This is a genomic window from Streptomyces sp. RKAG337, from assembly GCF_023701715.1.
In the GTDB taxonomy this organism is placed as follows: Bacteria; Actinomycetota; Actinomycetes; order Streptomycetales; family Streptomycetaceae; genus Actinacidiphila.
In genome coordinates this window covers 6,430,709-6,445,489 of sequence record NZ_JAJOZA010000001.1, presented here as the reverse complement: position 1 = coordinate 6,445,489, position 14,781 = coordinate 6,430,709, and the positions used below count along the sequence as shown (strand labels likewise).

Below are 14,781 nucleotides of genomic sequence, written 5' to 3'. Positions count from 1 at the left end.
CGTCCCCGACGGGCATCGGCCTCAACGGGCGGCGGTCGTTCCCGGGTGGATCCGTTCGCACTGCCCGTCGGCCGCCACCAGCACGGTGGCCAGGAGGCCGGGGAACAGTGCGTCCAGATCCTCGCGGCGCAGACCGCTCATCTTCGACGTGCCCCGGTAGGTCTGCTCGATGACCCCGGCCTCGCGCAGCACCCGGAAATGGTGCGTGGTGGTGGACTTGCTGACCGGCAGTTCGACATCGGAGCAGGCCAGCTCGGTCTCGGCGGCGGCCAGGGTGCGCACCACGTGCAGCCGCATGGGGTCGGACAGCGCATGGAGCACGCCTTCGAGGCGGATGGCCGCGCGCTCCGGGTGCTCCAGCGCACGGGCGGCGGGGGCGGTCTGCGGTGTCATGGATCCATAGTACGAGATTCCTCGTAGTTTGACATCCACCGTATTACGATGGCTATCGTAGAAGGCGTCCGGTGAAGCGATCCGGTGAGCCCTATGACGAGGAGAGCGCCATGAGCGCACTGTTCGAGCCCTACACCCTGCGGTCCCTGACGATCCCCAACCGCGTCTGGATGGCACCGATGTGCCAGTACAGCGCGGCGGTCGACGGTCCGGAGCAGGGCGTACCGCACGACTGGCACTTCGCACACCTCGCCGCACGGGCGACCGGCGGCACCGGTCTGATCCTCACCGAGGCGACGGCGGTCAGCCCGGAGGGCCGCATCAGCCCCGCCGACCTCGGGCTGTGGAACGACCGGCAGCAGGAGGCGTTCGGCCGGATCACCCGCTTCCTCAAGGAGCGCGGAACCGTTCCCGGCATCCAGCTCGCCCACGCCGGACGCAAGGCGTCGACGGACCGGCCCTGGCGCGGCGGCGGCCCGGTCGGCGCGGAGAACCACGGCTGGCAGCCCGCAGCGCCGAGCCCGGCGCCCTTCGCCGACGGCCACCCCGTACCGCGGGAGCTGACCACCGAACAGATCCGGGAGATCACCGAGCGCTTCGCGGACTCGGCCCGGCGCGCGCTCGCGGCCGGCTTCCAGGTCGTCGAGGTGCACGGCGCCCACGGCTACCTGATCCACGAGTTCCTCTCCCCGCACAGCAACCACCGCACCGACGAGTACGGCGGCAGCTTCGAGAACCGGATCCGCCTCGCGCTGGAGGTCGTCGACGCGGTGCGCGCGGTGTGGCCCGCGGACCTGCCGGTGTTCTTCCGGGTGTCCGCGACCGACTGGCTGACGGAGAACGGCACGGGCGAGGGCTGGACCGCGGACGAGACCGTCCGGCTGGCGAAGGAACTGCGTGCCCACGGCGTCGACCTGCTCGACGTCTCGACCGGCGGCAACGTTCCCAAGGTCCGGATCCCGACCGGGCCCGGCTACCAGGTGTCCTTCGCCGAGCGGGTCAGGACGGAGACCGATCTGCCGGTGGCGGCGGTCGGCATGATCACCGATGCCCGGCAGGCCGAGGAGATCATCGCCTCCGGCCGGGCCGACGCCGTCCTGCTCGGCCGCGAGCTGCTGCGCGACCCGCACTGGGCGCTGCGCGCGGCGCGCGAACTGGGCACGGACTCCCGCGTTCCCGACCAGTACGGATGGGCCATCTGAGACCCGGCCCGCGCCGGATCCGGCGCTTCGGCCGGTCCCGCCGGTCCCGCCGGTCCGGCTGGCCCGGCCTGCGCCGCGGTCCCGGGTCCCGTGGGTCCCGACCGTTCCAGTAGTTCACCGAGGCAGCCGAACGGGGGCGGAGGACGCGGCACCGACCTGCGGGAACTCCGCACGGGGGGCCATTGTCAGTGGCGGGGTGGAGACTCTGTGATGTCGGACACATTCCATCCTGGAGGCGACGTGCCATGAACGACGTATTGCTCGCGGTGGGCACCCAGAAGGGTCTGTTCCTCGGCCGCAGGAACAGCGGCGGGGAGTGGGACTTCGGCGGCCCGCACTTCCCGATGCAGGCGGTGTACTCCATCGGGATCGACACGCGCCGCGATACGCCCCGGCTGCTGGTGGGGGCGGACAGCTCGCACTGGGGGCCGTCGGTGTTCCGCTCCGACGACCTGGGGGCGAACTGGCACGAGCCCGCCCGGCCCGCCGTGAAGTTCCCCGAGGACACCGGCACCTCGCTGGAGCGCGTGTGGCAGCTGCATCCGGCCGGGCCCGCCGCCCCGGACGTGGTCTACGCGGGCACCCAGCCGGGCGCGCTGTTCCGCTCCGAGGACGGCGGCGAGAGCTTCGCGTTCGTCCGCAGCCTGTGGGAGCACCCGCAACGGGCCGAGTGGAACGCCGGGTTCGGCGGCCAGGCCGTGCACACGGTGGTGACCGACCCCCGTAGCGCGGACGTGGTGACCGTGGCGGTGTCCACCGGCGGGGTCTACCGCTCGCTGGACGGCGGGGCGAGCTGGACACCGTCCAACACCGGGGTGCAGTGCACCTTCCAGCCCGAGCGGTTCCCGGAGTTCGGCCAGTGCGTGCACAAGATCGCGCAGGACGCCGAGGACCCGGACCGGCTGTATCTGCAGAACCACGGCGGGGTCTACCGCAGTGACGACGCGGGGGCGAAGTGGTCGGAGATCGGCGCCGGCCTGCCCGCCGACTTCGGGTTCACCATCGCCACCCATCCGCGCCGCGGCGGCGTCGCCTATGTCTTCCCGATCACCGCGGACTCCCACCGGCTGCCGCCGGACCTGCGCTGCCGGGTCTTCAGGACCGAGGACGGCGGCGGGACCTGGGCCCCGCTCTCCCAGGGGCTGCCGCAGGAGCCGCACTACGGCGCCGTCCTGCGGGACGCGCTGTGCCTGGACGACGCGGAGCCGGCCGGGGTGTACTTCGGCAACCGCAACGGGGAGGTGTACGCGAGCGCGGACGAGGGCGACAGCTGGCAGCCGGCCGTCTCCCATCTCCCCGACGTGCTGTGCGTGCGTGCGGCCGTCATCGGCTGAGCCACTAGAGTGACGGATCGTGACAGCGCGACCGTTGAACGAAATCGTCGAGGCCGGCTGGGCGAAGGCCCTGGAGCCGGTCGCCGGGCAGATCGGCGCGATGGGAGACTTCCTGCGCGCCGAGATCGCCCAGGGACGCACCTACCTTCCGTCCGGGCCGAATGTGCTGCGCGCGTTCCAGCAGCCGTTCGACGAGGTGCGGGTGCTGATCGTGGGTCAGGACCCGTACCCCACGCCCGGCCATGCGGTGGGGCTGAGCTTCTCCGTCGCTCCGGAGGTGCGCCCGCTGCCCGGCAGCCTGGAGAACATCTACCGGGAGCTCTGCACCGACCTCGGTGTTCCCCGGCCGTCCAACGGGGACCTGACGCCGTGGACGCGGCAGGGCGTGCTGCTGCTCAACAGGGCGCTCACCACGGCGCCCCGCAAGCCCGCGGCCCACCGGGGCAAGGGCTGGGAAGAAGTCACCGAGCAGGCCATCCGGGCGCTGGTGGCGCGCGGCACCCCGCTGGTGTCGGTCCTGTGGGGGCGTGACGCCCGCAATCTGCGTCCGCTGCTCGGCGAACTGCCCGCGCTCGAAGCGGCCCACCCGTCACCCATGTCCGCGGACCGCGGCTTCTTCGGCTCCCGGCCGTTCAGCCGGGCCAACGCCCTGCTGACAGGACTCGGCGCCGATCCCGTGGACTGGCGCCTGCCGTGACGGAGCCGGACTGTACGCTGCCCGGGTGACGACGCATTCGAATACTCCTGCGGGCTGGTACGCGGACCCGCAAGGCACCCCGAACCTGCTCCGCTACTGGGACGGATCCCAGTGGACCGAGCACACGAACACCGGCCAGCCGGGCCAGGTGCCCCAGCAGCAGACGAACAACGCCTGGGAACTGAACGTCGACGGCGGCCACGACCCGTCGAAGGTACAGCGCCAGGTGCAGCACCAGGCCGGCGTCGCGCCGGCCGGCGGTGGTGGCGGCACGCTGTTCAACGAGCCGATCCTGGTGGTGAACCAGAAGGCCAAGCTGATCGAGCTGAACAACGAGTACAGCGTGTTCGACCAGCAGGGCCGCTCGCTCGGTTCGGTGAGCCAGGTCGGCCAGAGCACGGCCCGCAAGGTGCTGCGCTTCGTCTCCAGCGTCGACCAGTTCCTCTCGGTCAAGCTGGAGGTGCGGGATGCCCACGGGCAGCCGCAGCTGCTGCTCACCCGCCCGGCGAAGTTCATCAAGTCCAAGGTGATCGTGCAGCGCCCGGACGGCCAGACGCTCGGCGAGATCGTCCAGCAGAACGCCATCGGCAAGATCAACTTCTCGTTCGAGGTCAACGGCCAGAAGGTCGGCGCCATCAAGGCCGAGAACTGGCGCGCCTGGAACTTCGCGATCGTCGACCACACCGACACCGAGGTCGCCCGCATCACCAAGACGTGGGAGGGCCTGGCCAAGACCATGTTCACCACGGCGGACAACTACGTGCTGCAGATCCACCGGCAGCTCTCCGAGCCGCTGCTGAGCATGGTGGTCGCCTCCGCACTCACGGTGGACACCGCGCTCAAGCAGGACTCCCGCGGGCTCGGCTGACCCGATGGCCGGTTCCGGCGGCTGGGTCCTCGGTGTGGACTCCGGCGGCTCCGGGGTGCGGGTGTCCCTTGCCCGTGCCGACGGCACCGCCAGGTCCGCGCCGGTCTCCTCCAAGCGGCCCGCCGTGGTCGCCGAGCGGGGTATCGACGCCGACAGCCTGCTCGACGAAGTGCTCCCCGCCGCGCGTGAACTGATGCGGGCGGCGGGCGCGGAGCAGCTCACCGCTGCCGCGGTCGGCGCCGCGGGCATGGCCACGCTCGGCGACGATCTGCGCGCCGTGCTGCCCGGGGCGCTGCGCGAGGCCTTCGGCGTGCGCGCGCTCGCGCTCGCCGCGGACGCGGTGACCGCGTACGCGGGCGCCCTCGGCATGCGCCCCGGCGTCGTGGTCGCGGGGGGCACCGGCATGATCGCCCTCGGCACCGGGCTCGACGGCTCCGGCTGGCGCCGCGCCGACGGCTGGGGCCATCTCCTCGGCGACGCCGGCGGCGGCGCCTGGATCGGCCGCGCCGGGCTGGATTCCGCCCTGCGCGCCCACGACGGGCGGCCGGGCGGCTCCGCCGCGCTCCTGGAGCGCGCCGAAGCGCTCTTCGGGCCGGTCGCCGAGCTGCCGGGGCAGCTGTACCCACGGCCCGACCGTCCCGCCGTACTCGCCTCGTTCGCCCCGGCGGTGGCCCGCTGCGCGGCCGCCGATCCGGTGGCCGCGGACATCCTGCGGCAGGCCGCACGGCACATCCTGGAGACGGCCGCCGCCGTACGTCCGGCCACCGGCACCGGTTCGTGCCGAACGGCGCTGACCGGCGGTTTGTTCAAGATGGGCGAGCCCCTGCTCGGCCCGCTGCGCGAGCTCGCGCCCGAGGTGTTCCCCGAGGCGGAGTTCGTGCCCGCCGACGGAGACCCGCTGCTCGGCGCGCTGCGCATCGCGGGCGCGCTCGCCTCCGGCACGCTGTCGCTGCCGGAGGACCCGGCATTGCTGCACGTCCCGATGCACGTGCATCCGCACAGCCAAATGTGACCGAACGTGAAGGAAATTCGGACGGAACGGGACAGGTCCCCCCTAGGACGTACCCACCCGAACACCCGCGCACCACGAGGCATTAGCATGCGACGCCATGAGCACTGCCACTGGCCCCGCACCCGGCCTCCCCGTTCGAATGCCGCGTCCCCGCCAGCCGGGACGCCACCGCCGACCGGAGCCCCTGGCCGCGCCCGAGGGCGCGCCGGTGCTGGTTCTCGCTGTTCCCGGCACCCCGACCCCCGCCGTACGCAGTCTGGCGGAAGAGGTCATGAGCATCGCCCGTTCCGAACTGTCGGGCCTCGACCCGCGCATCGGCTACCTCGAAGGGGACGACGCCGAGTTCCCGGCGCTGGAGGCCGTGCTCACGCAGGCCGCCTCCGAGCGCCCTGACGGCTCCCCCGCCGCCGTCGTGGTCCCGCTGCTGGCCGGGCCCGACGCGTCGGTGGTCCGCCGGATCCGCCAGGCGGTGACCGACAGCCGCTGCGGCGCCGAGGTGACCGACGTACTCGGCCCGCACCCGCTGCTCGCCGAGGCGCTGCACGTGCGGCTCTCCGAGGCCGGGCTGGCCCGCGCCGACCGCGCCCGGCTGTTCACCGTCGCGACGGCCGCCGACGGCATCATCCTGGCCACCGTGGGCGGCGAGGAGGCCGTACAGGCGGCCGGTGTCACCGGTCTGCTGCTCGCGGCCCGGCTCGCGGTCCCGGTGCTGGCCGCCGCGCTGGACGTGGACGGGTCGATCGCCCGCGCCGCCGAGCAGCTGCGGTCCTCCGGCTCCACCAACCTCGCCCTCGCACCGTGCCTGATCGGTCCCGAGGTCGCCGCCCAGCTGCTGCACTCCGCGGCCGAGGAGGCGGGCTGCTCCGGCGCCGACGCGCTCGGCCCCTACCCGGCGGTGGGCAAGCTCGTGGTCGCCCAGTACACGACCGCGCTCGGCATCGCCCCGCAGGGCGCCCCGGTGCACTGACGTTCCACCACAGCGGTGCGGGCGGCGCGTTCAGCGCCGCCCGCACCGCTGTGTCCGCCGTCCCCCTACCGGGTTCAGCGCACCAGCACGCGGTTCAGCGCAGCAGCACGCAGGAGGCGGCCGGCACGTCCACCGAGCCGGCCTGCTTGGGGATGCCGGTCTCCTGGTCGATGTCGAACCAGGTCACGTCGCCGGACCGCTCGTTGGACGCGTACAGCCGGCGGCCGGACGGGTCGGCGGTGAGGTGCCGCGGCCAGTCCCCACCGCAGGGCACGGTGTCCAGCAGCTCCATCCGGTCCCCCGACTCGTCGAGGGAGAGCACCGCGATGCTGTTGTGGCCGCGGTTGGCCGCCCAGGCGAACCGGCCGTCGGGTGAGACGACCAGTTCCGACGGGTAGTTGGGGTTCTCCGGGTCCGCCGCGCCCTCGGGCAGTACCGACACCTCGGTCACCGGCCGCAGCGATCCGGCCGCCGCGTCCCACCGGCAGACGGTGACGACGGACCGCAGCTCGTTCATGACGTACGCCCGGTCACCGCGCGGGTGGAAGGTCATATGGCGCGGTCCGACCCCGGAGCGCAGCCCGAGCTCCCGCTCGATCTCCAGCTCGCCGGTGGCCGTGTCGAGCTCGCACACCCGCACCGAGTCGGTGCCGAGGTCGACGCTGAGCAGCCAGCGACCCGAGGGGTCCGGCAGGACCATATGGGCGTGCGGGCCCCTCTGGCGCTTCTTGTCCGGGCCGTCGCCTTCGTGCTCCAGCACGCTGCGCACCGCGCCCAGCCCGCCGCCGGCCGCGTCGAGGCCCAGCACGCTGACGCTGCCCGACGTGTAGTTGGCGGTGACCAGGTGCCCCCCGTGCAGGCACAGGTGGGTGGGCGCGCTGCCGCGTACGGGCACCGTGCCGCCCAGCTGGCGCGGCGCGGCGGGGTCCGCCAGCGAGAAGGCCGCAGCGCCGCCCTCGGACGTCTCGCTCACCGCGTACAGCACCTCGCGGTCGGCGGAGAGTGCCAGGAAGGACGGGTCGGCCACCTCCGCCGCCGACCCCAGCACGGTGAGCGCACCGGTCCCGGGGTCGACGGTGGCCGTGGTGAGGCCGCGTCCGCCTGCCGAGGTGAATGATCCGATGTATGCGTGCGCGGCCACCACTTGCTCCTGTCACTCCTGCAACGTGTGCTGCGGTGACATTAGTGGTCGGCGCGGCCGGCCGCACGGCCGGGGCTACACGTGGACCGATCCGGGACACGTGCCCTGGCCCGTAGGGGGCTCGATGCTGGACTCGGTGCGGGGTTCCGTGCGGGGTACGGCGGAGCGGTGCACATAGGCCGGGGTGCGGTCGCCCGTTTCGTAGTAGCGGTGGAACACCTCGGTGGCCGATCCGGAGATCGGCGGCACGATCCACGACCAGTCGGCCGGCACGCTGCGCCCCTTGCGCTCCTCACGGTCGACGTGGGTGAGGAAGCGGCGGGACTCGGTGTGGTGGTCGGTGACGGTGGCGCCGGCCCGGTCGAACGAGTGCAGGACGGCCCGGTTGAGTTCGACCAGGGCGCGGTCCTTCCACAGCGTCCGGTCGCTGCTGGTGTCCAGGCCCAGCCGCCGGGCGAACCGCGGCAGCAGGTCGTAGCGGTCGGTGTCGGCGAGGTTGCGGGCGCCGATCTCGGTGCCCATGTACCAGCCGTTGAACGGCGCGGCCGGGTAGCGGATCCCGCCGATCTCCAGGCTCATGTCGGAGATCGCCGGAACGGCGTGCCAGCGCAGTCCCCACTCGGCGAGCCACTCCAGCTCCGGGTGGACGATCGGCACCTCGAACAGCGCGTCGGCCGGAAGGGTGAACCAGCACGGCTCCTCGCCACGGCCCTGGACGATCAGCGGCAGGACGTCGAACGCGGTGCCCGGTCCGCGCGGCCAGCCCAGCCGCTCGGCCGTCTCGGTGATGCCGGCGTTGCGCGGATCCCCCGTCACGACGCCGTCCGCGTCCCGGTAGCCGGCGTACCTGATCAGCTGCTCGTTGTGGATCCGCGGTCCCGGCACGCCGGGTGTGTCGGGGGCGAAGACGGTGATGACCGGGCGGATCCGTCCGCCGTTGGCCGCCGCACGCAGATGTGCCGCCGATTCCTCGGCGATGCCGGCGGCGTCGGAGATCCGGCGCCGGTCACGGATGTGCAGGGAGTTCCAGTACAGCCGCCCTATGCAGCGGTTGTTGTTGCGCCAGGCGACCCGCGCGCCGAAGACCAGTTCCTGTCTGGTGTGCCGGTAGGTGCCGGTCGCGTCGATCTCGGCCCGCACCCGTGTCAGACGCGCTGCGAGGGCGCCGGGGTCGGCCTCCTCACGGTGCAGCTGCCGCAGGAACTCCCTGGCCAGCGGCCAGACCTCGGCCTGCGCCTCCCGCTGCTCCGGTCCCACCGGGCGGGCCGCCGGGCGCCCGACCGGCGCCTCCGCCCCCACCGTCCGTTCCTGATGCGCCCTCACGTCGGTCCGTCGCAGAAAGTTCAGCACGCCGCGCACTCCCCAAGATGTTCGGCTCCCGGACCGCATCCCGCTGCGGCCCGCGGAATTCCGATGCGCAGGGTCCTACCCGTGGAGCGGCTGATCCATCCTGTTCGTGGTCGATGCACATGCCTCAGACATGGTCCGCGTGTCCACGTCGCAGCTCAGGCGGCCAAAAGGGCGCGTGGAGTCGCGCGCAGGGGTGCGACCAGTTCGGCGAGCGCCCCCTCCAGTGCGTGCAGGTGCGCCAACGCGTGTTCCGCGTGCGGGTGCTCGCTGTACGGGCGCTCGGCGTGCGGGCGCTCGGCGTGCGGGCGCTCGGCCGCCGCCGCGGCCACGGTGAGCTCTGCCGGGACGTGCGGCGCACCGGGCGACACGAGCCGGTGGACGGCTTCCTCGACGCGGCGGCAGGCGGCGAGCAGCCGCTCGTCGTGGCCGGCGTCGGGGTCGGCCACCACGGCGGCGAGGCGGTGGACCCGGTCCGCGCACTCGTCGAGCAGCGCGAGCACCTGCCGCGCCCGCGCCCGGCGGGCCCGCAGCGGGCTGAACGGGTGGACGAGCGGGGCGACGGTGGTCCTGACCCTGCCGAGCACGAGGTCGAGCTCCTTCGCGCGCTGCGCGAGGTCCTCGCCGGGGCCGCCTGCCAGATGGTGCGCGGCCTGGGTGGTGAAGTCGCGCACGCCGTGCAGCGCGCGCTGGATCCAGGCGTCGGTGGCGGCGTGCGTGCTGATCGGCAGGACGACGACCACGGCCAGTGCCGCGCCGAGCGCCCCGACGGCGGTCTCCTCCAGCCGCAGCCACAGCAGGCCCGGGTGGAGGATGCCCAGCAGCCCGTAGAGCGAGCCCGCCATGACGGTCACGAAGAACATCATCCAGCTGTACGACACGGGCGCGGTGTAGAAGATCCCGAAGACGCAGATCCCGACGAGCAGCGCGGTCGGCGCCCCCGCGCCGTGCAGCGGCAGGGCCAGCGCGAGTCCGGCGGCGATGCCCGTCACGGTGCCGAGCACCCGGCGGAAGCCGCGGACCAGCGTCTCTCCCCGGTGGGCGGTGTTCACGAAGATCCACCACGCGGTGCCGACCGCCCAGTACCAGCGGTCCTCGGAGAGCGCTTGACCGAGCGCCAGGGCGCAGCCGGAAGCGGCGGCGGCCTGGAACGCCTGGCGGGTGGTGATCCTGCGCAGTCCGCGCGCCTGCGGCAGCGCGACGACGGCCGGCGGGGCGGCCCGGCGCTCGTAGCACCAGACGCCGAAGCGGACGAGCGCGGCGGAGCCGAGGCCCAGGCCGACGGCGCCGCACAGCTCGGGGAGCGCGGACGGAACGGCGTGCAGGAACTGGGAGATGAAGAACATCATGAACGCGAACACGCCGAGCGCGTGCCCGCGCGGCCCCCAGCGGCGGGCGTAGACGCCGGCGAAGACCACGGCCAGGAAGACCGCGTCACGGGCGTACGGGACCGTGTGGAGGCACGCGGCGACCGCGAGGACCGGGAGTCCGACCACGGGCATCAGGGCGGTGGTGACCGCCTGCTGGCCGACCCGGGCGTCCCCGACGACGAAGAGCGCCAACAGCGCGGCGAGCCCGCCGCCCGCCACGGCGGGCATCGGCAGCCCGGCCAGCAGGGCGGAGGCGACCGCCAGCGCGATGCCCAGGACCGCGCGGGACGCGCTGCGCAGCCGCGCGAGTCCCGGATCCGGAGCGATGAACATCCTCTTCACGTCGGTGGTCCCCGCCCCTTGTTCGGCTCGTTCGGCTTGTTCGGCATCAGTCGATCTGCGGACATGGCAAAGGCGCTGCGGAGGACCGCAACGCCATCGTCATGCCAAGGAAAGCATCACCAGGGGCAATGGCTCAAACGAGTCAGCTGATGGTGAGCCATTGGTACAGTGATGAGCCCCGATGATCGACCAGAAGGAGACCAGTGGCCCATGGCCGTCGACGCGCTGGACGCCCGCATCCTGCGGCTGATGCTGGAACAGCCGCGCACCAGCGTGCGGGAGTACGCCCGCGTCCTGGGCGTGGCCCGCGGCACGCTCCAGGCCCGGATCGACCGGCTGGAGCGCGACGGGGTGATCACCGGCTTCGGCCCGCGGCTGTCGCCCGCCGCGCTCGGCCATCCGGTGCTGGCCTTCGTCCACATCGAGGTGACCCAGGGGCACCTCGACGATGTCGGTGAGGCGCTGGCCGCGGTGCCCGAGATCATCGAGGCGGTCTCGGTCACCGGCGGCGGCGATCTGCTGACCCGCGTCGTCGCGCGCGACAACGCGCATCTGGAGGACGTCGTCCAGCGGCTGATCAGCACCCCGGGCGTGGTCCGCACCCGGACCGAGGTGGCGCTGCGCGAGCGCGTGCCGCACCGGGTGCTGCCGCTGGTCGAGGCGGTGGGGCGGAGCGCCGAGGGGCCGGGGCGGAGCGCCGCGGACCGGGCACCGTGATCGCTCGGCCTGTCGGCGTCGCTGGAGAAGTTGCTGGACGGCAGGGACCGGCTCCGTCTGCGCCTGGCCGCCACCGCGACCGCGGTCTTCCCGCGGATGCGGCCTTCCCGCGAATGCGCGAGTTCGTGGAGCTGCTGCACGCGGCCGGGCAGCGGCCCCGCGCGTCCTACCTACCGGTTGAGGCCCGCCGCGATGAGGTCCTTGGCGGCCTGCGGCGCCTTGTCGGGCGAGCCGGCGTCGAAGGGCGGCTGCGGGTCGTACTCGATCATCAGCTGGATCGCCTCGGCGGTGGTCCGGCCGGCGATCCGCCCGACGAGGGCGAGGGCCATGTCGATCCCCGAGGACACCCCGGCGGAGGTCACGATCCGCTGCTCGTCGTGGAACACCACCCGCTCCCCGGTGTAGACGGCGCCGAGCTCGTTCAGATCCTCCGCGGCGCTCCAGTGGGAGGCCGCGGTGAGACCGTCCAGCAGGCCCGCCGCCGCGAGCGCCAGCGATCCGGTGCAGACCGAGGTGGTCCAGGTGGTCGTCGCGTGCATCCGCCGGACCCAGTCGAGCAGCCCGGGGTCGGTCAGGAAGTCCCGGACGCCCCGGCCGCCCGGCACCACCAGTACGTCGCAGGCGGTGATCTCGCCGAACGCCGCGTCGGCGGTCAGGGCGAGGGTCTTGGCGCTGTCCCTGACCGGTCCCACCGTCTCGGCGGCGAACACCGTCTCCGCTCCGGGCAGCATCTTGAGCACCTCGTACGGGCCCACGGCGTCCAGTGCGGTGAACCCGTCGAACAGCGGAATGACGATGCGCATGGCGACTCCTGATCAGTTGGTGCCGAAGTGGCGGCGGTACTCGCCCGGGGTGACCCGGACGGTCCGCCGGAAGGTGCGGTGCATGGTCTCCACGGTGCCGAATCCGCAGCGCTGGGCAACCGCACCGACCGTCGTGTCGGTGGTCTCCAGCAGCCGCCGGGCCGCCTCGACGCGGGCCGCCTCGACGTAGGCGGCGGGCGTCCGGCCGGTACCGGCCCGGAAGGCCCGGGTGAAGTTGCGCTCGCTCATCCCGGCACGGGCCGCCAGCACCGGCACCGCCAGGTCCGCGCCCAGATGGTCGGCGATCCAGTCCTGCACGTCGCGCAGCGGCGCCCTCGACGGGCGCTGGGCGGCGAGCTGGGTGCTGAACTGCGCCTGGCCGCCGGGCCGTTGCACGAACATGACGAGCTGCCGGGCGATGTCCCGGGCGAGGTCGGCGCCGTGGTCCTGCTCGACCATCGCCAGCGCCAGGTCGATGCCCGCGGTGACCCCGGCCGAGGTCCAGACGTCGCCGTCCCTGACGAAGATCGGGTCGGGGTCGACGGTCACCTCCGGATACCGCTCGGCCAGTTCGGCGCAGCTGTTCCAGTGTGTGACGGCGCGCCGGCCGTTCAGCAGCCCGGCCGCGGCGAGCAGGAAGGCACCGCTGCAGACGGAGGCGACCCGGTCGGAACGCCGGGCGGCCGCGGTGAACCACCCGACGAACTCCGCGTCCTGGGCCGCCCGCCGCATACCGGGACCGCCGACGGCGACCAGCGTGCCGATCGGCCCCTCGCACGCGTCGAACGTCAGCGTCGGGGTGACGGCGAGCCCGCCGCTGGACGCGACCGGTCCCGGGGCGGCCGCGACGGTGTCGATCCGGTACCCGGGTCCGCCCGGACTGTGCCGTCCGGCCTGCGAGAACACCTCGTGCGGCCCGGTCAGATCGAGGATCTGGAAATCCGGGGCGACGACGAAGACGATGCGGTGGCCGGTCACCGGTTCATCGTCACCGCCCCGGAGGATGGCGGCAAGGACAGGGTTATGACGATTCCCGCCACCCCGAGCCGTGCGGCTTCCGCCGGACGCAGATCCGGCGGAAGCCGGCAGGCCTACGCGCCGCTCGCGTCCAGCATCTCCGCACGCTCGACGATCTTCACGCGCTCGCGGCCCTGCGGCTCGCCCAGCGCCCGCTCCGCGGCGTCCAGCCGGTGCCAGCCCTCCCACGTGGTGAAGCGGACGTTCCGCTCGCCGAGGAACGCCTCCACGTCCTCCGGGGCGGGCGAGCCGGGCGTGTGCAGCCGGCCGTTCGCGAGGTCGTCCAGCAGGCTGGCGACCGTCTCGTTGGCGTCGCCCTTGGTGTGGCCGATCAGCCCCACGGGGCCGCGCCGGATCCAGCCGGTGACGTAGGTCGACCGCAGGTGCTCGCCGGTCTCCTCGATCACCCGGCCGCCCTGGTCGGGCACCGTGCCCGACTCGACGTCCCAGGGCAGCTTGGGCAGCTCGTCGGACAGGTACCCCACCGCGCGGTAGACCGCGCTGACGTCCCAGTCCTTGAAGGTGCCGGTGCCCTTGACGTTGCCGGTGCCGTCGAGGGCGGTGCGCTCGGTGCGCAGCCCGACGACCTGGCCGTCCTCGCCGAGGATCTCGGCGGGCGACTCGAAGAAGTGCAGGAACAGCTTGTGCGGGCGGTCGCCGACGTCGCGGATGGCCCAGTTCTCCAGGGTCTTCGCGACCATGTCGGCCTGCTTGTTGCCGCGCCGGGTCGCGATCGAGCCGTCGTCGTAGTCGATGTCCTCGGGGTCGACGATGACCTCGATGTTCGGGGAGTGGTCCAGCTCCCGCAGCTCCATCGGGCTGAACTTCGCCTGCGCCGGGCCACGGCGGCCGAAGACATGGACCTCCAGGGCCTTGTTGGCCTTGAGTCCCTCGTGGACGTTCGGCGGGATCTCGGTCGGCAGCAGTTCGTCCGCGGTCTTGGCCAGGATGCGCGCCACGTCGAGCGCGACGTTCCCGACCCCGAGGACGGCGACCTTCTCCGCCGTGAGCGGCCAGGTCCGCGGCACGTCCGGGTGCCCGTCGTACCAGGACACGAAGTCCGCCGCGCCGTACGAACCGTCCAGGTCGCTGCCGGCTATGTCGAGCGCCCGGTCCGCCGTCGCCCCGGTGGAGAAGATCACCGCGTCGTAGAAGGTCCGCAGATCGTCCAGGCTGATGTCACCCGGGTAGTCCACGTTCCCGAAGAGGCGGACCTGCGGCTTGTCGAGCACCTGGTGCAGGGCCGTGACGATGCCCTTGATCCGCGGGTGGTCGGGAGCGACGCCGTAGCGGATCAGCCCGAACGGGGCCGGCATCCGCTCGAAGAGGTCGATGGACACACCGGGCGCGACGGCCGCCGGGGATTTCAGCAGCGCGTCGGCGGCATAGATCCCGGCGGGGCCGGCTCCGACGATTGCTACCCGCACAGGGCGAAGCATGATCAGGTTCCCTTCGAGCGGTAACAAACGGACTCGCCGGGAAGCCTAAACTAAGGCAAACCTAAGTTAGTAGCCGGGTCAGACCTATGACCCCATAAGGCCGCCTTATGGGATCCCATAGTCAAGGTGTAC

At 72.8% G+C, this 14,781-nt stretch carries 14 protein-coding genes; 7 read left to right on the top strand and 7 right to left on the bottom strand.

What is annotated here, in order from left to right:
• Window positions 1–21: 21 nt before the first annotated feature.
• A complete protein-coding gene (locus LNW73_RS28615; RefSeq protein ID WP_250991860.1) occupies window positions 22–393 on the bottom strand; it encodes an ArsR/SmtB family transcription factor in 372 nt (123 codons plus the stop codon).
• Window positions 394–503: 110 nt separating this feature from the next.
• On the opposite strand from LNW73_RS28615, the gene LNW73_RS28610 reads away from it, so the two are divergent.
• The 6 genes from LNW73_RS28610 to LNW73_RS28585 all read left to right on the top strand — a co-directional run bounded on the left by LNW73_RS28610 (window position 504) and on the right by LNW73_RS28585 (window position 6,473).
• Window positions 504–1,595 carry an NADH:flavin oxidoreductase/NADH oxidase gene (locus LNW73_RS28610; protein WP_250991859.1) on the top strand — a complete coding sequence of 364 codons (1,092 nt, stop codon included), beginning with the start codon at window positions 504–506 and terminating at the stop codon, window positions 1,593–1,595.
• Between the two features lie 245 nt (window positions 1,596–1,840).
• Window positions 1,841–2,929 carry a WD40/YVTN/BNR-like repeat-containing protein gene (locus tag LNW73_RS28605; RefSeq protein ID WP_250991858.1) on the top strand — a complete coding sequence of 363 codons (1,089 nt, stop codon included), beginning with the start codon at window positions 1,841–1,843 and terminating at the stop codon, window positions 2,927–2,929.
• 19 nt (window positions 2,930–2,948) lie between these two features.
• On the top strand, window positions 2,949–3,626 hold the full coding sequence (locus tag LNW73_RS28600) for a uracil-DNA glycosylase (protein WP_250991857.1): 678 nt from the start codon (window positions 2,949–2,951) through the stop codon (window positions 3,624–3,626).
• Between the two features lie 25 nt (window positions 3,627–3,651).
• Entirely contained in the window at window positions 3,652–4,494 is an 843-nt protein-coding gene (locus LNW73_RS28595) for a phospholipid scramblase-related protein (protein ID WP_250991856.1), read from the top strand.
• Between the two features lie 4 nt (window positions 4,495–4,498).
• Window positions 4,499–5,506, top strand: a complete 1,008-nt coding sequence (locus LNW73_RS28590; protein ID WP_250991855.1) for an N-acetylglucosamine kinase — start codon at window positions 4,499–4,501, stop codon at window positions 5,504–5,506.
• A gap of 97 nt (window positions 5,507–5,603) precedes the next feature.
• Window positions 5,604–6,473 carry a sirohydrochlorin chelatase gene (locus LNW73_RS28585; RefSeq protein WP_138353901.1) on the top strand — a complete coding sequence of 290 codons (870 nt, stop codon included), beginning with the start codon at window positions 5,604–5,606 and terminating at the stop codon, window positions 6,471–6,473.
• Between the two features lie 94 nt (window positions 6,474–6,567).
• On the opposite strand, the gene LNW73_RS28580 is transcribed toward LNW73_RS28585, so the two are convergent.
• The 3 genes from LNW73_RS28580 to LNW73_RS28570 form a co-directional block, all read right to left on the bottom strand.
• Window positions 6,568–7,614 carry a lactonase family protein gene (locus LNW73_RS28580; RefSeq protein ID WP_250991854.1) on the bottom strand — a complete coding sequence of 349 codons (1,047 nt, stop codon included), beginning with the start codon at window positions 7,612–7,614 and terminating at the stop codon, window positions 6,568–6,570.
• Window positions 7,615–7,689: 75 nt separating this feature from the next.
• Window positions 7,690–8,913, bottom strand: a complete 1,224-nt coding sequence (locus LNW73_RS28575) for a nitric oxide synthase oxygenase (RefSeq protein ID WP_374118211.1) — start codon at window positions 8,911–8,913, stop codon at window positions 7,690–7,692.
• A gap of 206 nt (window positions 8,914–9,119) precedes the next feature.
• Window positions 9,120–10,664: an FUSC family protein gene (locus LNW73_RS28570; protein ID WP_250993069.1), complete on the bottom strand. Its 1,545-nt coding sequence runs from the start codon at window positions 10,662–10,664 to the stop codon at window positions 9,120–9,122.
• Window positions 10,665–10,883: 219 nt separating this feature from the next.
• Between LNW73_RS28570 and LNW73_RS28565 the strand changes: the two genes are divergently transcribed.
• The gene (locus LNW73_RS28565; protein ID WP_250991853.1) at window positions 10,884–11,390 is read left to right on the top strand and encodes an Lrp/AsnC family transcriptional regulator; all 507 of its coding nucleotides are present in this window, start codon (window positions 10,884–10,886) and stop codon (window positions 11,388–11,390) included.
• Between the two features lie 170 nt (window positions 11,391–11,560).
• Here LNW73_RS28565 and LNW73_RS28560 read toward each other — a convergent pair whose 3' ends face one another.
• The 3 genes from LNW73_RS28560 to LNW73_RS28550 form a co-directional block, all read right to left on the bottom strand.
• On the bottom strand, window positions 11,561–12,193 hold the full coding sequence (locus tag LNW73_RS28560; protein ID WP_250991852.1) for a DJ-1/PfpI family protein: 633 nt from the start codon (window positions 12,191–12,193) through the stop codon (window positions 11,561–11,563).
• A 12-nt stretch (window positions 12,194–12,205) separates the two neighbouring features.
• On the bottom strand, window positions 12,206–13,171 hold the full coding sequence (locus tag LNW73_RS28555) for a GlxA family transcriptional regulator (protein ID WP_250991851.1): 966 nt from the start codon (window positions 13,169–13,171) through the stop codon (window positions 12,206–12,208).
• A gap of 113 nt (window positions 13,172–13,284) precedes the next feature.
• The gene (locus LNW73_RS28550; protein WP_250991850.1) at window positions 13,285–14,649 is read right to left on the bottom strand and encodes an FAD-dependent oxidoreductase; all 1,365 of its coding nucleotides are present in this window, start codon (window positions 14,647–14,649) and stop codon (window positions 13,285–13,287) included.
• Window positions 14,650–14,781 lie beyond the last annotated feature (132 nt).